The following is a 23295-nucleotide window of genomic DNA, read 5'->3' as shown; positions in this document are numbered from 1 at the left end:
ATAAGCTGGCACATAAATAGTCGGGCGAATTTGGATGTAAGAAGAGAATACGCACTATTTAAATCAGGCTGGCTTTTGAATGGTTATAAAACTATGTTCGTCAAACGGTGCTTCTTTACCCATTGGGTATTCAATGGTGCCATTTACTTGCATTGCCCAATGTTCTACATCGCTTTTACTTGCTATATATACGGCATCATAATCTGGCCAAACTTGTTGTTTGGTGGCGTGTAAACAGGCCGGTGCAGTATTGATGATAAATTGACCAGGGTGTAGCGCTATCTTCTTCAACGCTTTTTGCAATCTTACCCTGCTGTCGTAGATACTTATGATAGCATCGAAAACCCTTAGCTTTTGTAATTTTCGTTTTGCAGACTGCAGCAAACTCAGTCCCAATTGTTGAGAAGGCAACCGCTTGGTACATGTAAAATCGGGAAATACCAATGCCATTATGCCACCAGGTTTGAGTTTTTGATACATCAGGTCTAAGGCTTTTTTTGGGTAAACCAAGTGTTCTACAACGTACATGGAAAAAATGAGGTCAGCAAATTCGTCCGTCACTGGTAAAGTGTAGGCATCAGACTGAATCCAATGTTGCTGCGGCCATTTTTGTTGATTTCTTGTTATTGACTGCTCATCTACTTCTATGCCAGTATAGGTACCATTTGCCATCAGGTGTTGTAAGTAGTTAAAGGTTCTGCCATTGCCACAACCGACTTCAATGATGTTTGAAAATTGTTGTTGTTGAAACCAATGAAGAAAGGCAATTGAAACAGGGTCTGCTGGAGTTGTGTTTTCGCTAGTTGGAATGAGTACCTGATAGCCATCTCTCGTTGATTCATTTGCATAAAACTGCATCATGCGATGGTGCAGCTGCTCCAGTTGCAGTTTGTTTTGTGGGTCAGTACTTGAAATCCATTGGAATGTTCTAGAAGCCATTATTTGTGCTTGGAGTGAAAGAGAAGTGTTGGCAATAGTAGTAAAAGCGTAATTATATTTAAGACAGCTGACTGCCATTTTCTGGCTTTGAGATTGGCAATGCAGGCAGCAAACTGGCTTTGTATACCAGACAACAGAGCCATATAGCGAGATTGTTTTTTCAGCGAAAACTTCCACCAATTTGATATACCAGCGGGAATAGCACTGAGTTTATTACGCAATGAAATCCTCCTCACCGGATGTACCACTGTTGCCGGCTGCACAAATACAATGTCGTGTTGTTGTTGAATGCGCCATTGTAAATCCTGGTCTTCCTGTGCGGCAATGGCAAACTGTTCGTCGAAGCCACTCAGTTCTTGAAACAGTGATTGGGCAACCATGATATTGGCACTCCAAAAGCAGCCCCCTTCGGTGTTGACGGGGCATTCGGCCATGTCTTTTTTAAGTAGCGCCCAATCGTCGGGCAGGATGGCGCCTTCAAAAGCCTTGCAATCGGGATGCAATTCAATGGCGTCGGCATAGGCCTGCAACCATTGCGCATCGGGCAGGCAATCGTCGTCGGTAAATACGAGCCACTGCCCGATGGCCAAACTTGCGCCATGGTTGCGGTTAGCCGCTGGTCCTCTGTGCGGTCCGGCAGTATATGTGGCCCAGGGAAATTGAGTGAGCAATAACTGTTCCGTTGCAGCATCGGCTGCATCATCTGTTACAATCACCTCATACAAACTTGCCTCCAGCGATTGTGCCGCTGGCTGCAAGCGTTGCAGGCATAGTGCCAGCTGGTGGTTGCGTTTGTATGTTGGGATGACAATTGAATATTGAACAGGCATAAGTCGTATTCATGTCAGCGCAGGCTCCACGCTATCCAGCGGGTGAGCCATTTTTGCCAATCGTTTTCAGGATATCCTTTTCCTGTGCGGATGAGTGCCGGGAGATACAGGTGTTTTAGTGCCACATGAAATGCTGCGGCCCCATCAAAAGTAAGGCCTGGTATCAGGTGATAGCAGGATTCTGTTGCAGGCCGGGGCATGGTACCCAGACTGATTTTTTTGCTGAACGACAGCTTGCTGAACGCTGCATAATGTTCATCTGTTGCAAAATCTTTTTCACCTGCAAACTTGATCAGCATGTTCTGTTTGTTGATGCGTTGGCAACGTCGTTTCCATTTAGCTGCTGCTTCTTCGGCAGTGTGGTAATGCAGAAAATGAATCTCTACATCGTTGAGCATGCCTATGGGATAAGGATTGGCTTGGCGATGGACATTGAGGGATGCGTATTTGGACTCGTTCACAAAATGAAGCGGTTGTTCCATATACTCATCAAAGTGCTGTAACAGTTTGATGTAACAAGGTGCCATGAGCATCAGCCCCACGAAGGGTGTGTTGTAAGGCAACTGTAGCAGGCGGTAATACTCGCCGCCGAAACAATCATTGCTGATGATGCTTACCTCTTCCGACCACAGCTGGTGTCGTAGCCATGCAACTGCTGGCTTGCGTTTGGCCATCCGGAATTGGCGTTTCCAAAAAGAGGGACCGTATTTCATGCCGTGAGCATCTTGTTGAGTTGTGTGATGTATTGTGCTGCCAATGATGTGCCAAACCGGTGTTGCACATAGGTGCGTAGTTCTGCAGAGATGGCCGGATTTTTTCGCTGTACATGTTGGGAGATGGTTTTCGCAATGCCTACGATATCTGATGAAGTAAAGTAGGCAGCATAATCTTGAAATACCCAACGAGCCCCTGGCCATGGATGGCAAATGACAGGCGTGCCCTGCAGCATGGCTTCCAGCATGACCAAACCAAATGACTCTGCTTTGCTGTTGGACACCAACAAATCGGCTGTCTGGTACCAGGCAGCTAATTCTGGTTGTGTGGCTTTTCCGAGGTAGTAAGCATTGCCAAAATGTTGTTGTAAATATTGTTCGATGGCTGGTGTTTCTGGTGAAGCTTCTCCCAGCAATATTGGAAAAACAGTCTTGCCGCATTGCGCCAAAGCTTTCAGGAGCGATAGCATGCCTTTAACTGATTCGTCGAGGGAGCCAACACTGAGCACAATGGGTGCATGGGCTGCCGCCTGAACGTTGGCGAGTGCAGCCGACACAACGGGTTGTTGTTCGGTGATGAGGTGTGGCAAAACAAATTGATGTGTATCGGGAAAGCCCTGCTGCCGGCAGGATGCTACAAAACGGTCGGTTACATGGTGCACCCAGTCTTTGCCTGGTACAAACAGACCGGGCATAGCCTGGCCACCCGTGTGGAGGCATAGTTGCCATTGCCCGCCAAACAGCTGGCGCCATTTGTACAACCAGCAATACAATTGGTATTCGCCTAAATACACTACGCGGGGTTTGATACGATGGATGTGCAGCAACAGCGGCAATAATATGCTGAGTTGCTCGGTATGGAATTGGGTGTGGAGGTTGCTGGTGAGGTGTTGTAACCACCTGTTGTTTCGGGAAATGGCCAACAACTTTTTGTGTGGGTATGTGCTGTTGGGCACATTGTATGCGGAGGCGACTGCCACGTTGAAACGGCGATCGGGGGCCTGCATACACACAGTGGCCAGGTCGTGGATGTGTGTTTCAAAGCCACGGTGCACACCGCCAAGACCGGTGCAAACGAAGAGGATGGTGGGGGTGGATGACAGATGGTAGATGTTGGATGTTAAATGTTAGGGTGTGGGTTGGGTGTTGTTTGACCTCCCCCGCCCTGAAGGGCACCCCCTCCGAAAGAGGGGGGAAAGTAAACGTTGGCAAGTAGCGGCCGGTTTCACAATTCCCCTCCTGTGGAGGGGAAGGGAACAGGCTTGCATGAAGCCGGCTGCGAGGGGTGGGTGAGATGGGTGCTGATTCTGTTTTGATTTAACCACCCCGCCCTGCGGGCACCCCTCCGCAGGAGGGGAGGAAACCTCTTCGCCCTGAAGGGCACCCCCCGCTAATGGCGGGGCGGGCTCTCCGCAGGAGGGGAGGAAGCTAATGCTGGCCAGCTGCGACCGGTTTTGCAACTCCCCTCCTGTGGAGGGGAAGGGAACCAGCAGGCATAGAACCGGTTTTGAGGGGTGGGTGAGATGATTTTATGTTCATTTATAGTTTGACCTCCCCCGCCCTGAAGGGCACCCCACCAAAGGAGGGGGAGAAGACACCCCGCCCTGCGGGCACTCCCCGCTTATGGCGGGGCAGGCTATCTACAGCCGGGAAGAAATCTTTTTCAAAAACGCATACAGCTCCTGTTGTACCAAAGCCTTACTGAAGCGGGTGCGGGCTTCGTGCAAGGTGTTGAGCTGCTTGCGGTGGTCTTGTTCGGGCATGCGGGCAATGACCTGCAAGCGTTCGGCTATATCTGCCGGTACCTGCGTGGCCAGCGTAAAGCCCAAGTCGTAATCTTCTACAAAGGCGCCGCTGGCAGCGTCGGCGGGACCTACGAATAAGATGGGCTTGCCACAGGCCATGTAATCGGTGAGTTTGGTTTGTACACTGCTGCGGCTATAGGCCTGGTGGGCCTCCGCAAAACTGGCGGTGCATACCAATAGCCACGCTTGTTGCAGTGGGGCATGTATTTCGTGGTAGGGCTTCCAGCCGCCGTACTGCACCCCGGGGCCGGTGAGCTGCAAGCGGTATTGCGCCCAATGGGCTTCGCTGGTATAAATGGTGAGTTCATAGGCCGTTTGCCCCTGTGCCTGCAGCAGGTGAATGGCTTTGGCCACTGCGATGAGGGCATCGGCATGCATGGGCCAGATGGAGCCGGCGTAAACGAGTTTGCGGTTTGTGGTTTGTAGTTTGCAGTTTGCGGTTTGCAGTTTGCAGGAAAGATCATCTTCAGCAACCGTACTCCTTGCCAACTGCAAATTGTTGGCTGCAAACTCGATGCTGGGTGCCGGATTGTGGATGATGAGGGTGGGTTTGGGGAGGAGGTTGTAGCGGTGGCGGAGGGTGTTGGCCAGCTGGCGGCTGATCATGAGCCAGGCGGGTGCATGCTGCAACAGCTCTTTGGTAATCAGGTGTATGTTGTACCATTGGCGACGGTGATTCCATTGCCGGGTATCATTTGCCATCCAGTCGTCCATAAAGTATGGAAGTACGGTGTAGCCGGCTTTCAAGAGGCGCCAAGCATACAGCAACTTGTGGGCTACAGTGGTACTTACCAGTACGGTGGCTGCTGTGGGTGCCGGTAAATCCGTCGTATCCAATGGCTGCTGCATCATCCATTGCAGTTGCTTTCGCAACAGGTAGGGGTTTACCCAATGGCCTAGCCGGTTGCTCCAACAACGCCAGGGCCCGGTGGAATAATATGCAATGGTCATGAGCAATTCGCCGGGCATTGGGCTGCGCTGTTCTGTATCGGCGCATACACAGGTTATTTTTCCGGGGTAAGCATCCAGCAGGTTGGCCAGCGTTTGGCTGATACCGGCACCGTTGATAGACGGTTTGCCATCACTTATGAGTATCAGTTGGGCTGCCATGGTGGTTTGCTGCAATAGCTTGTTGTAAGGCTTGTAAGTTCGGAAAATTGGTTTTACGCAGCTTTCAGTTCGGCACTACAGTTTGGTGGCAGGTACCAGTTGGGATGTACAAATCTCATGAAACGCAGCAGGGCATCTGCCCATTGAACCCGGCGGTGCACACAAAGGGTATCATAGCCTAATGAATAACAACGATAGTTTTCTTTTCGAAGTTTTAAGATTAACCTAATGAGTTCCGGTTTTGGAATGTGATAATGTTCGAACCAAATGATGTGTGGTCTCACCACTTCAAAATCTACCGAGTCAATGATTTTTCCATCGTATCCTTCGGTGTCGGTTGCCAAAATATTGAGTTGTTCAAAGCCCGATTGTTTGTATAGTGCATTGATGGTGAGGCAAGGCACTTCTTCCATACAAAAAAGCGTATCAAAATTGGGCACATTGCCCCGAAAGTTTTCCAGATGCTGCCGGGAAAAAGAGCCCCACAAATTGTACATCTCCAAAAAGGGTTCGCCGGGTACAGGTTTTAAATAATGAAAGGGTAAGCTGCTGATGGCATCATTATCGCCCACAGCTATTTGCATAGGCCTCACCTGTGGGTAAGCCGCATAGTTTTTTTTCAACTGGCTAAATATATGGGGCACCGGCTCCAATACAATGGCATGGCTTTTGGGCAGGGTGATGAGCCGAAACATGTTGTCGATGGATTTGCCATCATTGGCACCCGCTTGTATAATGTTTAGCTTGCGCTGCCCCATGGCATACAGCCGCAGGCAAAAGAGCATGTTGGCCTGTAAAAAGCGATAGATGAAATGTTTCATGTGGGTTTGTGAAGTAATGATTTTCGAGTAAAGCTATCATGCAATTTTTCTCAGTATTTGTTTAAGCGCAATTTTGGCATGTTGCTTAAATGAAAGCCAGCTGGCAAAACGAAGTTGATATTGAATCCTATCTGAAAAGGGCAGTTCTGCAAGCAGCAGATTAGCTATTGATCTGCTTATGTGTTGCTTTATAATTCGCTTATGTGCTATCGAAAGTTGGGCACTTCGCTGGTAAAGTTCAAGCAACAATGTCAGGTATGCCTTTGTATGTTGCAGATCTGCCAGGGAAATCAATTGAGGATAATAAGTAAGCTTGTCATGCAAGCTCAGCACTGCATCATCAGCCCGAAGCCCTTTTGCTGTCAGCTGAATATTCCACGCTACTTTTCTTCCGGCTACTATATCGGCGCCTCTTGCGGGGTTGGTGGTAATGCGGTTGGGATCGGTATGTTCCCGATAGTAGTAGAGTTTATCCGGAAGATTGACAAAGCTTCCTGTATCCATCAACATACTATACAATGTGTAGTCGTCGGCCTGATTTACCAGCGACAGGGCTTCGACATGAGCCGGCTTTACTGCTGCCATGCGTATGCCTACAGAAGGACTCATAAACGGAAATCCAAAAAACATGCCTGCCTTGATGGCTTCATCTGTAGCGGGATAAGTTATTTCACGCAGTTGTTCATCGTGTTCATTGATGATAACAGCACTTGTTCCGCACAGCACTACTTCCGGATGCTGTTCAAAACAGTCCACCTGTTTGACTATTCTGTCTGTTGCAGCAATGTCATCGTTGTCCATCCAAAATATATACTTGCCTTTGGCTACGGATAGCGCCAACTGACGATTGAAGGCAATACCGGAGTTCTGCTCGTTGCAAATGAGTACGATGCGGGGGTCGGTGTAACTGCCTACGATGCTCATTGAGCCATCGGTAGAGCAATCTTCAATAATAATGAGTTCAAAATGCTGATACGATTGCTGCAGCAAGCTGTCGATGGCTTTTCGCAGGAATTTTTCGGCATTATAGCAAAACAGTACTATGGATACAAAAGGAGCTGATTGCATGGGAATGTATGATGATGGTATTGGCTGAACACTGTTTGTTGCAGTTACCTGAAGTGTTGTAAATACAATGGCATACACCGGTAATAGTTATTGCCAGCCAAATACTCTAGCCAGGTATTTTGTATCTGTTGTTGCTGTTGCATAAAAGCATTGTCCTGGTATGTAAAATGATAGGCCATTAAGGTTGGGACTATCTGATGCAGCTGATCGGCTTCTACCCACACAAACAGCCTTCTGTAGTCTATCTTTTCTTCCAACGGCAATACACAGTCTGTATTTACAAACAGCGGTATGCGGGCTGCGGCCATGGTTTCATAAAGCCTGAAAGAATAATTGCCGTGACCGCTCACACACAATGCATACGGATGTTGCAACAGGTTGCGGGCATAGGCCATGCGGGAATTTTCACTAAAAATATCTGATGTCTGGGTTAGTTGATAGTCCAGCAGAATATTGGATGATTGCTGCAAATAATGCAAGGCATTGCGCCGGTGCAGGTAGCCAAAGTTGTACTGAATGGGAAAGCGTTTTTTCCAACCCCATTGCTGCGCCAGCAGGTTAAAATAGTTGCGCCAGGCTTCGTTGCGTGGCAGCTGTTCCGGCGCTGCTTGTCCTCTGAAGCTTACGGCAGGTTTTTTTTGCCAGGGCAGAAATTCGGGAAACGCCTGACCATTGGTTAGTAATGGACGCCCGTTGGCCGGAAAGGCAAATTCGTTGCGCTGCCTGCCCGAAGCCGTAAGCGAAGTGCGAAATACAATGGCATGTTCCGCTGGCAAAGGTTTAGCATTGTCGCGGATGTACACGGCAATGATTCTTTTGTTGCACCGGGCTGCCAATGCCTCTAATTCCTGAAACCGTTGCTGAATGAGCGGTTGAATATCCGCCGCAACATTGTGCTGTGAAAAATCAACAGCGGTATAATCATACGCCACCTGATAATGGGTGGGGTAGGCAAAAAAGTCGGCTTCTTCGGGGTTAGCCGTCAGGGCATACGTATCGGTGCACACAAAAATTTCCGACAGCAAAGCTGCCGGGATGCCTTCGGTGATACTATAAATACGGTATACCACTATTGGCTCAGTTTATACGTTTGTGTGCTGCGGTCGAAACTGATCACCGGATTATTGACGCCCAGTTTGCTGCGAATGACAAGGTCAAAAAACGCAGTGTTGACTATTTTTAAGCGAGCCAATAAGCGATTCAAAGCTTTCAGTGTTTTGTATAGTGTAAACCGGCTCGTAGTATGTGTCAGTTTTTTTTGCCGGATGATTTCGTTCACTTCATTTACGTAGTCGTCAAAGTGTTCGAGGGTGAGCTGTGCCTTGGAGCGGTAGCGGAAGCCTGCCAGCAAGGTATCGGTAATACATAGCTGTGCATGATCGAAAAAGCGGCTCCAGAGTTCGAAGTCGCCGGCGTATTTGTATTGCTGGCTGATGCGGCTGCCGGCCTTTTCCCAAAGGGCTCTTGTCCAGAAGGTAGATTCTTGTTGCAGCCAGCCGCCCCGGGGCATCAGGTAGTCATATTTGCAAATGCGGGCCATGCCATAGCAGTGAATGGTACGGCCCTTTTCGTCGAAGTAGGTAGGATTGCCCATGAGCCACTGTACCTGCGGAAAGCTGGTAAATATTTCGGCAAGGGTAAACAAGCTTTTAGGGTGGTGCATATCGTCAGCATTGAGCCAGCCCATAATGTCGCCGGTAGCCAGGGCCATCCCTTTTTGAATAGCATGGTACAAACCATTATCTGGTTCGCTGATAATATGCGTCATGTGCTGCCTGTAGCGGTTGATGATCTCCATTGAATGATCGGTACTGCCGCCATCTATCACAATGTATTCGAGGTTGGGATAGTGCTGGTTTACCAGCGATTGAATGGTGGCTTCGAGGTAGGCACCGCCATTGTAATTGGGGGTAATGATGGATATTTTCGGAAAGGGGTTCATGATGGTAAGGTTGTCAGCAATTGCTGGTACAGCTGCTGGTGTTGCTGAGCAATGTGTTGTGCATCAAAATGCTGCTGTGCAAATTGGCGGATAGCGTTGGCTTCGGGTTTTTCTGGAGCGTCAAGCCATTGCTGAATGAGTTGTTGCAGTCCTTCGGCACTCATGTTGGTACTGGTGTAGCCGGTAAGCCCGGGCACCACATATTGCTGCATGCCGCCAACGGCAAAACTGAGTACAGGTGTGCCACAGGCAAAGGCTTCGAGCATTACATTGGGCAGGTTGTCTTCGGCACTGGGTATAACCACAGCATCGGCAGCAGTGTAGAGCAGTTGCATGTAGCTGTTGTTGCTGATAAAACCATGCAACCGCATATTGCTGCCGGCAAGTGTGCCGTTGGTATAATGCCCGGCAATTTCCCATTGAATATTGGGGAATTGTGGCGCCACTTCATAAATCAGGTTTGTTTGCTTGCGGGCCACGGTTGTGCTTTCTACCACCGCCAGCAGCACTGTTTGATGAGCATCGATGCCCAATTGCCGGCGGGCTTGTAAGCGGGTTACAGGTGCGGCAGGTTGCTTGGGCAAACAGTAAGGAATGTTAACCGCCTGCATGTGTGCGGCAAAATCCGACTGCTGTATTTGCTGCTGCATCCAGGTGTTGGGTGCAATGGCTACAACTGACTGCCCATACTCTTGCATACATCGCAGTTTAAATGCCACCACTTCTTGTTCTAACAGGGCAGCCTGCGGATTGCGTTTCACATCGTAATGGTAGTGAAATAAGCCACTGATGGGGTTGAGGTCGTGCAGTGTCCAGCAGAGGGCATAGCGGCCACGGGCCCTACGGAAAAACTCATGCTGTTTGATAAAGAGGGCGACCCAATGCAGGTGAATAATGTCGGCATCCTGCAACAGGGGGTCTTCCAAAATATTTTTTTGCGCATCGGGCAGTGAAACCATTTCTGCTGTTATGCCGGGGAGCAGCGCCGCATAGGTAACTGCCATTGTATGCAACTCTTTTCTGCTGCCGGCTGTTTGCCATTGCCAGTATTTGCGGATGCTGTAGGCTTTTATTCTTTGCCAGCAATTGTATTTGGGTTCTTTCCAGCAGATCCATTGTTGTGCAGGGTCTTCGGCACCGCGGGGTTCGAGTGTATAAAACCAACTGTTCACACCGCTTTGCAACAAGGCCAGGTGCAAACGCCAGGCTGCTGCGGCAGCGCCGCCATTTTTGTTGAGGCAAACATGAACCACTTTCATAGGCGCTACAATGGCTTCAGGGCTTCCATAAACAGCGAATCGGGTTTGCGAACAACACCTGCTTCTACATCCAGCATTTGATACTTGTTCCACTGCGGAATGCGGCTATGAAAGGCATCTGTTTGTGTGATGGCTTCAAAGCCTTGCTGCTCCAGCAGTTGCTGCAGCGAAACGGCATCGTACATCCACAAATGTTTTTCGCCCGACTGTTGAAACAGCATATCGGGTAGTTGCGATGCAGCAATGCCCCAACGGTGCAGCCAGTAATTTTTCCAATGCATGCTGATGCGTTGACGCCATGAAGGCGATGCATGTTTAATACGGTAATTGTTTACAGGAGAGGCCTGTTGGTTTTGCAAATATGCTTTACGCCATGTGGTAAATTCGTACCCCAGCCTTTGCTCCAATGTAGTTTCGTTGAGGATCTGTGGCTGACTCCAGTAAGCCATCATATCGCCACCGCTTTGGGTACGTACCAGCTGATCAATCATTTCAATGGTAGCCCATGTATGGTTGGCTTTGTTCATTGCATCGGGTTGTTGGCGAAAGGCATTCAATGCCTGCACATATTGCAGGGCCAGTGCTTCGAGGTCGGGCACTACCACCCGCAACACACCACCGGGTTTTAACACCCGAAAGCATTCTTGTATAAAAGCTGCTCCGTTGCTTTTGCTGAAATGCTCCAGCACATGCGAATGATACACGGCATCGGCACGGTTATCCGGTACGGGTATACCGGTAGTGAGATCGTGTGCCATTACTTCGGGTGCATGACTCACAAAATCGATATTCATCCAATCGGGATGAAAGCGTTGGCCACAACCAAGATTGAGTAAGGTCATTGCTAAGAAAAGTCAGGTTGTTTTTGCATCATTCTGCCGGTATAATCTACGCGGTGCAAAAAAGGTGCAGCCGGTAGTGTAGCAACATATTCATCAATGGCCTGACGGGCACCTTGCCAGTGTCCGTAGTCGTCGGCTATCATAAAACCACCCGTCACTAATTGGTGATACAGTTGTTCTATTTCCACTTTGGTACTGGCGTACCAATCGGTATCGAGCCGCAGCATGGCAATATGCGGATGAAGCGGCGCATGCTGGTGCAAGGTTTCTTCTACGGGGCCTTTTATAAAATGCAATTGTGCTGCAGGATAGCCCGTCAATTGCAAATTGGCCTGTACATCTTCCAAAGAAGCATAGCACCAGATATTGTCGTACGAAGTACCCACGGAAGTTTGTTGCAGCAATTCAGCCGCCGCCTGGTTGCCAAAATCTTTATCGTGATCTGAAGGAGCACTCATGCCTTCATAAGTGTCATACATGTACAAATGGCGGCTTGTATCACCCAATGCCAGCAGGGTTTCTGCAATAGCCATCATGCTGCCGCCACGCCACACGCCACATTCCACCATATCGCCGGGCAGTTTATTTTCTACGATGTATTTCACTGCATTGATGAGTGCATACAATCGTTCGGGGGAAGTCATGGTGTATGGAAAAACCTTTTCAATAATGTTGGTATGAAAGGTTTCGAAATCGGGGTAGTCTGTTCTGTTAAAGGAGCGGATGTTTGCCTGCTGTTGCATTGAATCAGCTGGCAATGCGGGTACTAATCGTACACCTAAAGGGCGAAGTAACATATTGGCCAAACGTCCTAGCATGTATCGTTTCAGAAAAATGGTAAGGTAAAGCGGTATGATTGTTTGCGCAGCTTGATACTTACATTGCTTGATGCTGTGCAGTTTTGCTGAAAATTTTATGTTTAAAACCCATCCAGTATTGCCTGAGTTTCGAGTTTCTCCAAAAATTGGTGTCTACTCCATAAATATGCTGCAGTGTGTATAGGTCTGCTAACCGGTTTATTATCTTCTCAGTGGGTGCTGTGCAATTTTCTAATGTAAACGTATTTTTATTCATGCCTGGTCCGTTGGGGTCTTTGGTATGAATGGCATCGGGGCCAAAACCAATGTTTTTGATGAGGTTTACTTCAGGAATACAACAGATGCCCCGATGCCGCCAAATGGAGTATTGCCAGGGATAATCCCAGGTATCGTTGGGCGATTGATGATGCCGGTTGAAGATGTACTGCCAGTACTGAATGGCTTGCTTATCCTTACCAAACTGGCGGTGTAAAATGTGTAGTCCATCAGTAGGCCAATCGGCCATGGATTTGTCGTGCAGTTGCCAGGCCCTGCGCCAGGTAGCAAAAGCCCAGGAGTGAGCGTAAGCCGAAAAATAATAGCCAGCCTGTTTGGTACGCCTGATACCATCCTGGAAGTTTAATCCGCCAATCTGCATTACCTGGTCATCATGCATATACCTGTGGAGTAAGGTACTTGTGTAGGTAAAAAAAGAAGGATCGGGTATCACATCATCTTCCAGTACAATGCCTGCTTCGTTGAGGTCAAAAAACCAGTCGAGGCCACTATCGAAGCGGCCCCGCAGGCCCATGTTGGTAGCGGCATAGTTTTTTGTAACGGTACAGGGCCATGAGATTTGGTCTATCAGTTGCCGGCAGGCGTTTACCTGTACGGCTGCAGCGGCATCTTTAGGCCCATCGCAAATGGCAAACAGCCGTGTTGGCCGAACGATGGCCAACACATTGAGGAGCGATTGCAGATAGGCAGGCCGGTTGTAAAAAATGATGGCAATGGGTGTATCCATATACAGTGCTAGCGTCTGCTTGAATAATAATTTATTGTTGATTTCAGGAGATGAGTTCCCTGATTTTGCGGCGCCAAAAATCAGGCGATACTAATTTCTGCCGCAGTGGTCTTGTATCGCTGGTGTTTTGGTAGGCCACAAAATGCTTCATTCGGTAAAGTGTGGCCTTGTTTACTTCTTGAATGATGTGGTCATACTCAAATTGTGTATGCAAATTGAAATAGTGCAGCAATTTTACCGACTCTAATGACAGCTGAATTTGATTGGCTTCCATTTCAACACTCACACCCTTCTCATGTTTGCGGTACACGCCCATTTTTTCGCGGAGGAGGATTATATCTCCCTGTAAAGAATTCATCAAAACAAGGGCGATATCACCAATAGATGTCCGGGAAAACCAACTTGGAAAGTCGAATCCTTCTACTCGAAATACAATACTTAAACTAGGAATGAAGGCGCCTGTTTTTAATATATCAACAGTTTTATAAATATCTTGTCGGAACAGGCCATAAGTCTGCATAGTTCCGCTTTTATTCAAAAGCAGCCAGGCATCATGAAAACACAGTGAGTATTGTGGGTTTGATTCCAGAAGGCTTACCTGTTTGTGTAGTTTCATTGGGTCTGTCCAGTAGTCGTCGCCTTCGCATATAGCAATATATTTGGCATTAGTTTTTTTACATGTTTTAAAAACCACCATTTGGTTAAAACAGGCACCAATGTTCATGTCATGCAATATCAAACGAAACAGCCAGGGCCGCTGCTGGTAATACCGAAAGATAACCGCACGGGTATCGTCGGTAGAGGCATCGTCGCCCAGTACAATTTCTATGGGAAAATCCACTTGCTGATCGAACACTCCTTGCAAGGCCTGCCCAATGAAGGCCGCATGGTTGTAGCTCATCATAAATACGCTGAGCGTAGGGTTACTCTCGCTGGGTTTGCGTCTTTCCATAAGCAGTTGTTGACTACTGATGTGACCAACGGGCACAAAGCCTGCATGCTGGTACAGGCGAATGGCAGCGGTATTATCGGGGTGAACCTGCAGGTAGAGTACTTCACTTTCAGGTAAGTGGTCAATCAGTTGCAACAAAGCGGCTATGGCTTGCCGGCCATAGCCGCTGCCCCAGTATTGTTTGACACCAATAAACAGGTGTACCTGTGCCCCACGGGCGGTAATATGGGTGAGCTGCACATTGCCAATGTATTCATGCGTATCGGTCAGGCAAATGGCGTATCGGCGTTCATTGGGGCGTTGTAGGGCTTCTTCCAGCCAAGCGGTTTCGATGGCCTCGGTAATGGCACGGTCGGGTCGGCTACCGGTGTACTGCCACACATCGGCATCGTTGCGCCATGGCCATGAAGTTTTGGCATCAGCTATGGTCAAATCCCGCAAATAAATAATACTCACTTCTTGTAGCTATTAGCTATGATTATTGCATCAGAAACCTTTCCAATAATCAACGAACCCTTTAGTGTACATCAAATACTCTTTCTGTAATTCCAGATTGATTTGTGCTACGCTTGCTGCGATACTGTCAGTATCCTTTTTTAATAAAATCCAACACTTAGCAGTAGGGCAATACAATGAAGAAGCGTAACCCCATTGCTGCATCAGAATACTCATACTCTTATTGGTATGAAAGGCTGTGTGCACAGGCGGTCTAAAATAAAACCATTCGGGATCGGCAGGAACATTTTCACAGATAACCGTATGAAGTATGAGAGCTCCATCGTCTGTAACCAGTTGATTGACCTTATCCAGATCCTCTCTGGTCAGCACATGTTCAAACATGGCACTGTTGATAACCGTGTTGTACAATCCAAGGTTTTCTTTTAGGATATACCTCTTTACATCCCCGTCAGTTACATACTCGTCAAATATGGGTAGATGTAGCTGAAAATATTTTTCCAGCACCCGACTGAGTGTGCCATGACCAGCTGCATAGTCAAGCATGTTTGTACCGTTGATAAGACCATGCTCTATGAGAATTTTGATCATGGCAGCCTGCTCTAAATAGGGTGGTTGATTGCCCTTTTTTTCAGCCGCAGGGTCTTCCATAAAAGCATGTACATCCAGGTTTAATTTGGCCCATCGTTCAGGGCTGAGTGAGGCATGGGTTTTGGAAAAAGTAAATCCACAGTTGCTACACTTGAAGTAATCAACTGTACCAATGTCTTCCATATGTGCGGCAAAAGGCTGTTCAGTATACGTCTTGGATAAAAAGTAAGAAGTAGGCTCTTGACAAATAAGGCAATGCATAAGAATGCTGTTGGGTATTAATAGTGCTGAAGAAAAAAGTCTATGATTGTTTTCATATCCTTTACACCGCAGCGGTGATCGATAGGGAGCGGCAGCAATTGCTGAGCCCATTGTATTTCGTTGGCGTTGCTGCCGGGTGTATGTGGCACTTCAGCCCACAGGCGGGGTACATACAACTGCTGCTGCCAGCAGGCTTGGTGGCTGATGTGCAGGTTTGGCAAGAATGGATAGTACATGGGTGTGACATCGCCATCACCGGAATGCAGCTGCCATTGATTGTAAGGCTGCAAGGCTTGATGCAATTGTTGGTAGTTGGCTTTTCTGCGGGCCAGCATAGCGGGCACATCTGCCTGCTGTACTATACTGTGGCTGTATGCCGACATCAGCGCCAGCCCTTCTCCGCACAAGCGTTCATTTTCCTGAAAGAAAGGATAGCCTTCCTGCGTGTGGCCCTTCCTGCGCAGTTCGAGGTGGCGGGTGGTGTAAGCGGTGTTGGGCAACAGCCCGCCAGCATCGGGTAGTGGCTGGCCTGAGGGGGCATAGAGGTAAGCACCGTCGGCTACGCCCAACCACTTGCGGGCACTGTTGAACGACCAGGCAGCTAGCCGGGGCTGCCAGCCAAATGCCTGTGTATTGTCGATGATGAGTTGTTGCTGCCATTCGGCTGCCAGGGCTTCGGCCACTGGCCTGCAGGCATCGTTGTAATTGATGTAGAGCAACAGATGCCCGGGTTGTGGAGCAGGCAGCTCAATAGGCTCAGCCTGTTCGTTGATGCTGTACAGGCTATATGGAATACCCAGCGTTTCAAAAGGATGATACACGACGCCACAGGTATAGCGGGGCAGCCATGCATGGGTGGGCTTGAGGTGCTGCAACAGCAGCAAGAGGGCGGCTCTGCCGCTTTTGAGTGCCAGCGTGTGGTGGTAGGCGCTGTTGGCGCCCAGCCAGCTTTCGGTGGGAAAGTATCCTCCTATTTCAGGCATGGTTGTTTATGGTGCAGGCATCCAGCATTTGCCGGATGGCGGCGGGCTCGTTGTACATCATCACATCAATGATGCTGAGGCCGGGTTCAAAAACGGGTCGGCGCTGGCTATAGGCCGGCAGTGCTGGCTGTAAAAATTGCAGGGCTATGCCTGCGGCTGCAAACTCTTCGGGTACAAACAATTCGGCACCAGCTTCGGGGTTGAGGTAGGCTGTTGCCTGCAATTGCTGGGCAATGCGCAGTGCCCATTGGCCGGCATGTTGCACCTCGTGGTATTGGAGTGACAGCTGGCTGCTGATGTGTACCGGTGTGTGGATGCCGATGTACCGGTTGCAGCATAGCAGGGCATGGGCATTTACCTGTGTTACCGATAGCTCTGGCGTGGCCAGTGCTTCGGCTACCACGGCCCGGCAGGCTTCGTAGTGTGGGGCTTTCTTTTTATAGTGTTCCAGCTGGCGCAACAATTTTTCGCGGTGGTTGGGCTGGGGTTGATATTGTATTTGCGCAATGCTATCTGTTTGATGATGCGGCTGCAGTGGTAAGATGAAGTATTGCCAACCTTCGCCGGGTTTCAAAATGCGGTTGCGGTTGATCCATCCGTGGCGGATGTATTGCACGGCATCAAGCAATACAAACCTGTCGGCCCGGTGCATGAGCTGAAAGTAGCCCAGGTAGGGAAACAGGTAGGGCTGCATGATGGCGAGTTGCATATTGGATGTTAGATGACAGATGTTAGATGTTAGGAGGGCAAGGCCGAGATTGAGGTCCAGGAGTGTTATCTTGAGGTACGAGGGATCTCCTGAAACGTTTTGTGGTTGAGATGCTTCGTGCCTCAGCATGACGTCGTATTACAGTCACCCTGACGGAGGAAGGGTCCCACGATTCGGCTATTGAATTCTAGTTGTTGAGATTCCTCGTTCCTCGGCATGATGAACTGCTCAGCAATTGTTGCGTATGATGCTGGCTACCCGTTCCTGGTCGGTGCTGCTGAGGCCGTTGAAAAACGGCAGGCAAAGCACGGTAGCGGCCAGCTGCTCACTTACGGGGCATTGTTGTACCGGTCCATAAAAGGGCAATGTATTGAGTGAAGGATGAAAATAGCGGCGGGTTAAAATTTGTGCTGCTTCCAAGGCCTGCCGGATGCGCAGGGTGGTGCTTTCGGTTTCAAAAAACACGGGGAAGTAAGCATAGTTCCATTGCAGTCCTTCAATGGCTTCGGGTTGCAGCATCCGCAGCGGAAGGCCCTGCAACAGTTGGCGGTATTGTTCAAACAATTGCCTCCGTTCGGCTATCAGGCCATCCATTATGGGCAGCATGGCCAGGCCCATGGCGGCATGGACTTCGCTGTTTTTGGCATTAATGCCAATGCTGCTGTATTCCTCGCCAATATGTCCAAACTGGCGGTAGAGTTCGAGGGTATGGTGCAGGGTTTCGTTGTGCGACACAATGCAGCCGCCTTCTACGGTATGAAACAACTTGGTGGCATGAAAGCTACAGGTGGCCATGTCGCCATACTGCAGCAGCGGTTGCGACTGATAGTGTACCCCAAAGGCGTGGGCAGCATCATATATCACCGTGAGGTGGTGCTGCCGGGCAATGCTGTCGATGGCGGCAGTATTGCAAGGAAGGCCGTACACATGGGTGGCCAAAATGGCTTTGGTGCGGGGGCCAATGTGCCGGGTTATTTGTGTTGCATCTATGCAGCAGGTGTTGGGGTCAATGTCGGCAAACACGGGCCGGCATTGCTCCCAGGCTATGGCATTGGCCGTGGCTACATAGCTGAAAGGTGTGGTAATGATTTCATCGCCGGGTTGTAGTTGCAGGGCTTTGATGGCCATTTGCAATACCACGGTCCCATTGCTGCAATACCAGAGCAGCGGCGATTGCAGGTACTGGCGTAATTGTGTTTCCAGTTCTTGTACTAACGCACCGTTGTTGGTGACATATCCTTTGCTCCATGCACGCCGCAGGATGCTGATGAACTGATCGAAATCGGGGAGTGTGGTTTTGGTAACGGTGAGCACTATTTTTCTGTGTTTATCTGCCATTGAATGTTTGAAAGACGAATGACTCCTTCCTTTTGACCTTGCCATCCAAATCCTAATTCCATACCTTGTTCTATCTCGAATGTCACAGTGTCGTTCCATTCGGTTATTACAGTACCCCGGTCTTTTACCAGTAGTAATCTGCTTACAGAGTAAATACCTTCATTTAAAATATTTGCCGGAAACTCAATTTTGCAATGCAGTTCTGATGAACTGAATTTTTTTGGTTCAAAAAAGTGTGCAGTTGATGTTACAAGCACTAGTATGCCTTTTTCATCCACCAAGTGAATTGTAATATCTAATTGTTCATCATCAATATCCAATAGTTGTATTATACAGTTGATATGAAAACCTGTAGTCGTATCAAAACGAGATGAATCATCTGTCTTTGGATTTACGACACTAACAGAAAGCAATTTTGCTTTGAGGTTTCCGGGTGCCTCAGGTAATGACCAGTGATTGTTTGTGCTAGCAACAATATTGTGTCTTTGATAATGTTCAATGGCTTGTAATGCACTACCATGAAAGCTGAAAGTTCCGTTCTGTAAGACTAAGCCGGTGGTACAAAGATTTTTGACTGCCTCCATGTTATGGCTCACAAACAGCACGGTCCGGCCCTCGTTGGTGCTCACGGATTTCATTTTGCCGAGGCATTTTTTCTGGAACTCAGCATCGCCCACGGCCAATACTTCATCTACAATTAAGATTTCGGGTTCGAGGTGGGCGGCTACCGCAAAGCCGAGGCGTACATGCATGCCGCTGCTGTAGCGTTTTACGGGGGTGTCGATGTAGCGTTCTACCCCGGCAAAGTCAACAATCTCATCAAACTTGCGGGTAATTTCTTTTTTGGTCATGCCGAGGATGGCGCCGTTGAGGTAGATGTTTTCTCGGCCGGTAAGGTCGGGGTGAAAGCCGGTGCCTACTTCGAGCAGACTGGCTACCCTGCCCCGCATGGCTATGCGGCCGGTGGTAGGTTCAGTTACCCGGCTCAGTATTTTGAGCAGGGTGCTTTTGCCGGCGCCGTTGCGGCCAATGATGCCCAGCACTTCGCCCTGTTGTACCTCGAAGTTGATATGCTGCAATGCCCATATATAATCGCTGTGGCCCCGGGTGCTGCGGTCGTTGGTATCGCCCACCTGCAGGTAGGGGTCTTCTTTACCCCGCAGCTTGTGCCACCAGCGGTTGAGGTCTTGCTGAAAGGAGCCGGTACCTACTTCGCCGAGGCGGTATTGCTTGGATACATTAGAAACGGAAATGATAGGAGTCATAAGAGGATGCAGCCAGTGCTGCTAAAAGATGAAATTAATATACCGGAACCGGTGTAAATGAAGCCGGTAAAATACCCTGCGGATATTCTTGGCCAATTTTAAAACCCAGCCAATGTTGGGGGGCCATCACCTGCGGTTGATGTGAATTGAGCCATGCGGCCCACCAGGCAAAAGTGCTGTTGGAGATAACAAGTCTTTTTGCCTCTAGCATTGCCTGAAAACTTAGTTGGGAGCCATGGCTAAAAACCACAAGGTTTTTCAAGAAAGATAGCCTTTCCTGTGCATACGCTTCATCGTCGCTGATTAATATAACAGGAGTGTTTGTGGTTGCGCCTAACTGTGTCATGGCGTTTATATAATAACTAGTTGGTAGACTTAAGTCCATTCCTCCAAGTTCGTCATTACCCCAGGTAATGTAATCTCGCAACCTTGCGTGTACCACAATGCTGTTGTCGAAATCATATTGGAATTTTACTTTTTCAAATGCCGTTTTCCATTGCGGTTGCAGCTGAAAGACCTCTTTAATAAACGGGGCTACTTGGGCAAAATATTGTTCGTTTTGAAAGAAGCCTTTGTAGGTACAATGATTCGACAAATCTGGATAAAACAGGCGCATGTCTTCTTCCAGGAAGTTTTTCTGTAGCAAGCGGCTGCGTTGCTTAAAAATCCACTGCTCAAGTGGTGTGGCTATCAGTGGTTGAAGTATTTCTTTGATGTTAAACCAATCTGCCACTTCGTCTTTGTGGTGTACAAATTCAAGCTGAAATGTGGTATTGAATTGCTTTGCAGTAGCAATGGCAAAGGCATACTGAAACATTTGATTACCCAAGCGGCCATCCGAAATAACCCGTATCAACTTATAACAGTGTGTTGTCTATAAAAATGGTATTGAGCCCGGTATCGGCGTATACCTGATAATTAATGTCTGTAAGATATTGAATGAGGGACTGGTTTTTTTGTCCAATTCCTGCTTCTGTGTAACGCATGGTTTCTACGCAGAGCACCTTGGGCCGTATCAGATGAAGCGGATTGTAGTGAATGATTTCCCAATCAAGTCCTTCTACATCTATACTCATAAAATCGACTACACCAGTAGGGCAATGTGTCTCGATGATTTCGGTAAGCGATAGTAGTGGAACCCTTACTTTGCCAGTAATGGTATAGGTACCAAACGCAGCTACATGTTCTGCTTCCTGTTGGCTAAAAGTGTTTAGCACTGGGGAACTCATGACATACAAGGTTGATTCGGATCTGTCGTTGAACCGGACGCCACATTGCAGGTTCGTATCTGCTGGCCGGTATTGCTGAAAAGCGGCCATTAGCGAAGGGTCGGGTTCTATATTTATACCCCGGGCGCCTTGCTGATACATCAGGTAGGTATTACTGAGGATAAACGGGTGGTGAGCTCCTATATCAACGAAAAAGGGTTGCTGCACCTGTAATACACGCATGAGGTGCTCTACCAGCAAATCTTCGCCATGCTGGGCATAGCTTTTTCAATGAGGAACTTCTGGTATTTCTAACTTTTCTTTGTTTCTAAGAATTTTATTAAGAAAGGATTTCATTGAAAATCAGCATTGTTTTCAGAAGTTTCTTTTAATCATAATAACGTTATGTAAGCTGTCAGACTTTCTTACGCCAAAGTGAAAATTGCGGAGCTGTTTGAAGTCTTGTTTTTACAAAATCGATATCCCTGATATAAATGGTATTGTGACCATGCGGTTGCGTCAACGCAATTAGCCTGCGGCTATATGGCGCATATGTAAATGCAACAAAACCTTGCTGCAGCAACCACTCATGTGTGGTTTGCGGGTGTGGTGGTTGAAAGGGTTGTTGCGTGGTTTCTATAATCATGGCTTTGAGGCCAGGTGATGACAACAGTTTTGTGGCACCTTGTAGTACCCGGTGTTCGTTGCCTTCCACATCTATTTTCAGCAGCAGCGGTGTAGTATCATGCAGGGCTTCATCCAGTGTGGTGCAGGGTACGGCAATGCTGTGAGCATCGGCACGGTCGAGCACGTGGTTCATGGCATCGAGGTGGCTGGTAAAATGCACTTGTCCCGATTGGTCACTCACTGCTTTGGGAATGATAGTGACCTGTTGTTGTATATCGTTGGCGCTTACATTTTGCTGCAACCAATGCAGGGCAGCCGGTACTGGTTCGAAGCTGTACACACGGGCACCTGTGTGTGCAGCGGCAAGTACCGTATATGAACCGGCATTGGCACCCACATCTGCAAAGTTGTCTTGGGGCCGCAGGAGGTGCAGCAAAAAAGACATGTCTTCAAATTCGTGAAGGCCGCAGTAGTGGTTGCCGGTTGTTCCGCTCAGCCCCGGCGCAAGCCAAAGTCTGCTGTTATTGGTCCATCTTACCAGTTTGGGTTTTTGAATGAGTTTTGCATACAACTGCCAGGATACAAAACGTACAAACGCTTTCAGCGGATGATTTTTACTGAAAGGGTGTGAAACGATAAAAGCGATGATATTGACGAGGCGATGCAAAGACTAGTTATTTGTTTGTCATGTTGTTTTGCAGCATACCAAGTACATATTGTGCAAAAGCTTCGGGGGTAAGGTATTGGTTGTACAACTGTCGTAGTTGTTGTTGGCGGGTTTCAAATTGGGCCGGGCTGCATTGGCGGTGAAACTGCAAAAGGATAGCCCCTGTTTGTGGTATTTGTGCGGTATCTATCCATACCAGATGCTCCCGCCAGTTGATGACATCGGTGCAGGGCAGCAGGCAATCACTATCTACGAACAGGGGAATGCGGGCCTCCCGAATGGCTTCATAAAACCGATAGGAGTAGTTGCCAAATCCGCCCACACACAGTATGTAGGCATGCTGAGCCATAGCCTGCAAATAATCATTTTTTAGCGGGTGTGCATAAGCACCATGGTGTTGCGTAATGGCTACATCAAACTGTATTGCATTATCCAATTGTAACAGACTTTGTATTGCTGCTCTTCTATAAAGATAATTCGGTAAGTACCAAAGCTTCAGTTGGTGGCGGTTTATACCTGCTTTGCGCAATAACCGGTTGATGGCAAATTTTAAGCGCATCGTAATTGGCACCGTTAATGGCGCCGATTGCCCCCGGAAGCTAACCGTGGGCTGCTGCTGATATGGTAGTATGGTGGGTTGCGGGTTTTGCGGCAGGCTGTCCACAAATGCGGGCATGCCAAACACATTGGGCCGTTGCTTGCTCCTGCGCCAGGATGTGCGGAAAATAATGGCATTGCTAAAGGGCAGTTCTTCTTCAGAGTCGTGGTAAAAGAATACAATCAGCTTTTTTTGATGCGTGATGGAAAGCTGCTCGTAATGTGCAGCCAGCTGTTGCATTTGCTCATATGCTTCTTTTGCTGCCTTTTCTTCATGCTTAGTCGACGGCTGGTTATACACAAGCGTTTCGTAAGCAAATGGCAGCAGCAGGTATGGTGCGGCATGGATGTCATTCGTTACAAGCCCTTGCTTCGCCGCTATGTTGTATAAAAAACAGGGTTGTGGAGTGGGTTGGCTGTAGAGCAAGGTTGTGCCGGGCATTGGGAGAGGTTGGTAAGTTGGCAGCTTGATGGATTGATATGTTGTACGA

23 protein-coding genes are annotated in these 23295 nt (G+C 48.4%); all 23 read right to left on the bottom strand.

The window, feature by feature from the left end; genetic code table 11:
* Nucleotides 1–63: 63 nt before the first annotated feature.
* The 23 genes from V7Q13_RS06800 to V7Q13_RS06690 all read right to left on the bottom strand — a co-directional run bounded on the left by V7Q13_RS06800 (nt 64) and on the right by V7Q13_RS06690 (nt 23246).
* A complete protein-coding gene (locus tag V7Q13_RS06800) occupies nt 64–1017 on the bottom strand; it encodes a class I SAM-dependent methyltransferase (protein WP_333799928.1) in 954 nt (317 codons plus the stop codon).
* Nucleotides 939–1769 carry a glycosyltransferase family 2 protein gene (locus V7Q13_RS06795; protein WP_333799927.1) on the bottom strand — a complete coding sequence of 277 codons (831 nt, stop codon included), beginning with the start codon at nt 1767–1769 and terminating at the stop codon, nt 939–941. The genes V7Q13_RS06800 and V7Q13_RS06795 overlap by 79 nt, the downstream gene beginning before the upstream one ends.
* Before the next feature lie 14 nt (nt 1770–1783).
* Complete coding sequence (locus V7Q13_RS06790; protein WP_333799926.1) at nt 1784–2482, bottom strand: DUF1919 domain-containing protein; 699 nt, start codon at nt 2480–2482, stop codon at nt 1784–1786.
* Complete coding sequence (locus tag V7Q13_RS06785; protein WP_333799925.1) at nt 2479–3537, bottom strand: glycosyltransferase family 4 protein; 1059 nt, start codon at nt 3535–3537, stop codon at nt 2479–2481. The genes V7Q13_RS06790 and V7Q13_RS06785 overlap by 4 nt, the downstream gene beginning before the upstream one ends.
* Before the next feature lie 585 nt (nt 3538–4122).
* On the bottom strand, nt 4123–5397 hold the full coding sequence (locus V7Q13_RS06780; protein WP_333799924.1) for a glycosyltransferase: 1275 nt from the start codon (nt 5395–5397) through the stop codon (nt 4123–4125).
* Between the two features lie 53 nt (nt 5398–5450).
* On the bottom strand, nt 5451–6218 hold the full coding sequence (locus V7Q13_RS06775; RefSeq protein ID WP_333799923.1) for an FkbM family methyltransferase: 768 nt from the start codon (nt 6216–6218) through the stop codon (nt 5451–5453).
* 36 nt (nt 6219–6254) lie between these two features.
* Nucleotides 6255–7286: a glycosyltransferase family 2 protein gene (locus V7Q13_RS06770; protein ID WP_333799922.1), complete on the bottom strand. Its 1032-nt coding sequence runs from the start codon at nt 7284–7286 to the stop codon at nt 6255–6257.
* 44 nt (nt 7287–7330) lie between these two features.
* Nucleotides 7331–8356, bottom strand: a complete 1026-nt coding sequence (locus V7Q13_RS06765; RefSeq protein WP_333799921.1) for an exostosin domain-containing protein — start codon at nt 8354–8356, stop codon at nt 7331–7333.
* The gene (locus V7Q13_RS06760; RefSeq protein WP_333799920.1) at nt 8356–9228 is read right to left on the bottom strand and encodes a glycosyltransferase family 2 protein; all 873 of its coding nucleotides are present in this window, start codon (nt 9226–9228) and stop codon (nt 8356–8358) included. Before V7Q13_RS06760 ends, V7Q13_RS06765 begins: the two co-directional genes overlap by 1 nt.
* Nucleotides 9225–10487, bottom strand: a complete 1263-nt coding sequence (locus V7Q13_RS06755; RefSeq protein WP_333799919.1) for a glycosyltransferase — start codon at nt 10485–10487, stop codon at nt 9225–9227. The genes V7Q13_RS06760 and V7Q13_RS06755 overlap by 4 nt, the downstream gene beginning before the upstream one ends.
* 5 nt (nt 10488–10492) lie before the next feature.
* Nucleotides 10493–11329: a class I SAM-dependent methyltransferase gene (locus V7Q13_RS06750; protein WP_333799918.1), complete on the bottom strand. Its 837-nt coding sequence runs from the start codon at nt 11327–11329 to the stop codon at nt 10493–10495.
* Between the two features lie 2 nt (nt 11330–11331).
* Nucleotides 11332–12072, bottom strand: coding sequence for a TylF/MycF/NovP-related O-methyltransferase (locus V7Q13_RS06745; RefSeq protein ID WP_333799917.1), 741 nt, complete (start codon nt 12070–12072; stop codon nt 11332–11334).
* 133 nt (nt 12073–12205) lie between these two features.
* Complete coding sequence (locus V7Q13_RS06740; protein WP_333799916.1) at nt 12206–13150, bottom strand: hypothetical protein; 945 nt, start codon at nt 13148–13150, stop codon at nt 12206–12208.
* A 43-nt stretch (nt 13151–13193) separates the two neighbouring features.
* Nucleotides 13194–14558: a GNAT family N-acetyltransferase gene (locus V7Q13_RS06735; protein WP_333799915.1), complete on the bottom strand. Its 1365-nt coding sequence runs from the start codon at nt 14556–14558 to the stop codon at nt 13194–13196.
* Nucleotides 14559–14588: 30 nt separating this feature from the next.
* On the bottom strand, nt 14589–15332 hold the full coding sequence (locus V7Q13_RS06730; protein WP_333799914.1) for a methyltransferase domain-containing protein: 744 nt from the start codon (nt 15330–15332) through the stop codon (nt 14589–14591).
* 95 nt (nt 15333–15427) lie between these two features.
* The gene (locus tag V7Q13_RS06725; RefSeq protein WP_333799913.1) at nt 15428–16393 is read right to left on the bottom strand and encodes a hypothetical protein; all 966 of its coding nucleotides are present in this window, start codon (nt 16391–16393) and stop codon (nt 15428–15430) included.
* Nucleotides 16386–17102, bottom strand: coding sequence for a WbqC family protein (locus tag V7Q13_RS06720; protein WP_333799912.1), 717 nt, complete (start codon nt 17100–17102; stop codon nt 16386–16388). The genes V7Q13_RS06725 and V7Q13_RS06720 overlap by 8 nt, the downstream gene beginning before the upstream one ends.
* A gap of 228 nt (nt 17103–17330) precedes the next feature.
* The gene (locus V7Q13_RS06715) at nt 17331–18440 is read right to left on the bottom strand and encodes a DegT/DnrJ/EryC1/StrS family aminotransferase (protein ID WP_333799911.1); all 1110 of its coding nucleotides are present in this window, start codon (nt 18438–18440) and stop codon (nt 17331–17333) included.
* Complete coding sequence (locus V7Q13_RS06710; protein WP_333799910.1) at nt 18416–19705, bottom strand: ABC transporter ATP-binding protein; 1290 nt, start codon at nt 19703–19705, stop codon at nt 18416–18418. The genes V7Q13_RS06715 and V7Q13_RS06710 overlap by 25 nt, the downstream gene beginning before the upstream one ends.
* A 34-nt stretch (nt 19706–19739) precedes the next feature.
* On the bottom strand, nt 19740–20561 hold the full coding sequence (locus V7Q13_RS06705; protein WP_333799909.1) for an alpha-1,2-fucosyltransferase: 822 nt from the start codon (nt 20559–20561) through the stop codon (nt 19740–19742).
* 1 nt (nt 20562) lies between these two features.
* The gene (locus V7Q13_RS06700; RefSeq protein WP_333799908.1) at nt 20563–21156 is read right to left on the bottom strand and encodes an FkbM family methyltransferase; all 594 of its coding nucleotides are present in this window, start codon (nt 21154–21156) and stop codon (nt 20563–20565) included.
* 172 nt (nt 21157–21328) lie between these two features.
* Nucleotides 21329–22207, bottom strand: a complete 879-nt coding sequence (locus tag V7Q13_RS06695; protein ID WP_333799907.1) for an FkbM family methyltransferase — start codon at nt 22205–22207, stop codon at nt 21329–21331.
* A 7-nt stretch (nt 22208–22214) separates the two neighbouring features.
* A complete protein-coding gene (locus tag V7Q13_RS06690; protein ID WP_333799906.1) occupies nt 22215–23246 on the bottom strand; it encodes an exostosin domain-containing protein in 1032 nt (343 codons plus the stop codon).
* Nucleotides 23247–23295: the final 49 nt, after the last annotated feature.

It is taken from the genome of Phnomibacter sp., from assembly GCF_036803085.1.
Taxonomy (GTDB): Bacteria; Bacteroidota; Bacteroidia; order Chitinophagales; family Chitinophagaceae; genus Phnomibacter.
Note: the sequence above shows the minus strand (reverse complement) of the source record. Positions and strands in the feature narration are given on the sequence as shown.

Bases quoted from the DNA above. Each gene is read 5' to 3' on its own strand.
- V7Q13_RS06725 (WP_333799913.1), bottom strand. From the start codon at position 16,393: ATGCCTGAAATAGGAGGATACTTTCCCACCGAAAGCTGGCTGGGCGCC.
- V7Q13_RS06715 (WP_333799911.1), bottom strand. From the start codon at position 18,440: ATGGCAGATAAACACAGAAAAATAGTGCTCACCGTTACCAAAACCACA.
- V7Q13_RS06800 (WP_333799928.1), bottom strand. From the start codon at position 1,017: ATGGCAGTCAGCTGTCTTAAATATAATTACGCTTTTACTACTATTGCC.
- V7Q13_RS06750 (WP_333799918.1), bottom strand. From the start codon at position 11,329: ATGACCTTACTCAATCTTGGTTGTGGCCAACGCTTTCATCCCGATTGG.
- V7Q13_RS06700 (WP_333799908.1), bottom strand. From the start codon at position 21,156: ATGCGTGTATTACAGGTGCAGCAACCCTTTTTCGTTGATATAGGAGCT.
- V7Q13_RS06720 (WP_333799912.1), bottom strand. From the start codon at position 17,102: ATGCAACTCGCCATCATGCAGCCCTACCTGTTTCCCTACCTGGGCTAC.
- V7Q13_RS06755 (WP_333799919.1), bottom strand. From the start codon at position 10,487: ATGAAAGTGGTTCATGTTTGCCTCAACAAAAATGGCGGCGCTGCCGCA.
- V7Q13_RS06780 (WP_333799924.1), bottom strand. From the start codon at position 5,397: ATGGCAGCCCAACTGATACTCATAAGTGATGGCAAACCGTCTATCAAC.
- V7Q13_RS06795 (WP_333799927.1), bottom strand. From the start codon at position 1,769: ATGCCTGTTCAATATTCAATTGTCATCCCAACATACAAACGCAACCAC.
- V7Q13_RS06760 (WP_333799920.1), bottom strand. From the start codon at position 9,228: ATGAACCCCTTTCCGAAAATATCCATCATTACCCCCAATTACAATGGC.
- V7Q13_RS06690 (WP_333799906.1), bottom strand. From the start codon at position 23,246: ATGCCCGGCACAACCTTGCTCTACAGCCAACCCACTCCACAACCCTGT.
- V7Q13_RS06740 (WP_333799916.1), bottom strand. From the start codon at position 13,150: ATGGATACACCCATTGCCATCATTTTTTACAACCGGCCTGCCTATCTG.
- V7Q13_RS06775 (WP_333799923.1), bottom strand. From the start codon at position 6,218: ATGAAACATTTCATCTATCGCTTTTTACAGGCCAACATGCTCTTTTGC.
- V7Q13_RS06770 (WP_333799922.1), bottom strand. From the start codon at position 7,286: ATGCAATCAGCTCCTTTTGTATCCATAGTACTGTTTTGCTATAATGCC.
- V7Q13_RS06710 (WP_333799910.1), bottom strand. From the start codon at position 19,705: ATGACTCCTATCATTTCCGTTTCTAATGTATCCAAGCAATACCGCCTC.
- V7Q13_RS06745 (WP_333799917.1), bottom strand. From the start codon at position 12,072: ATGCAACAGCAGGCAAACATCCGCTCCTTTAACAGAACAGACTACCCC.
- V7Q13_RS06730 (WP_333799914.1), bottom strand. From the start codon at position 15,332: ATGGAAGACATTGGTACAGTTGATTACTTCAAGTGTAGCAACTGTGGA.
- V7Q13_RS06790 (WP_333799926.1), bottom strand. From the start codon at position 2,482: ATGAAATACGGTCCCTCTTTTTGGAAACGCCAATTCCGGATGGCCAAA.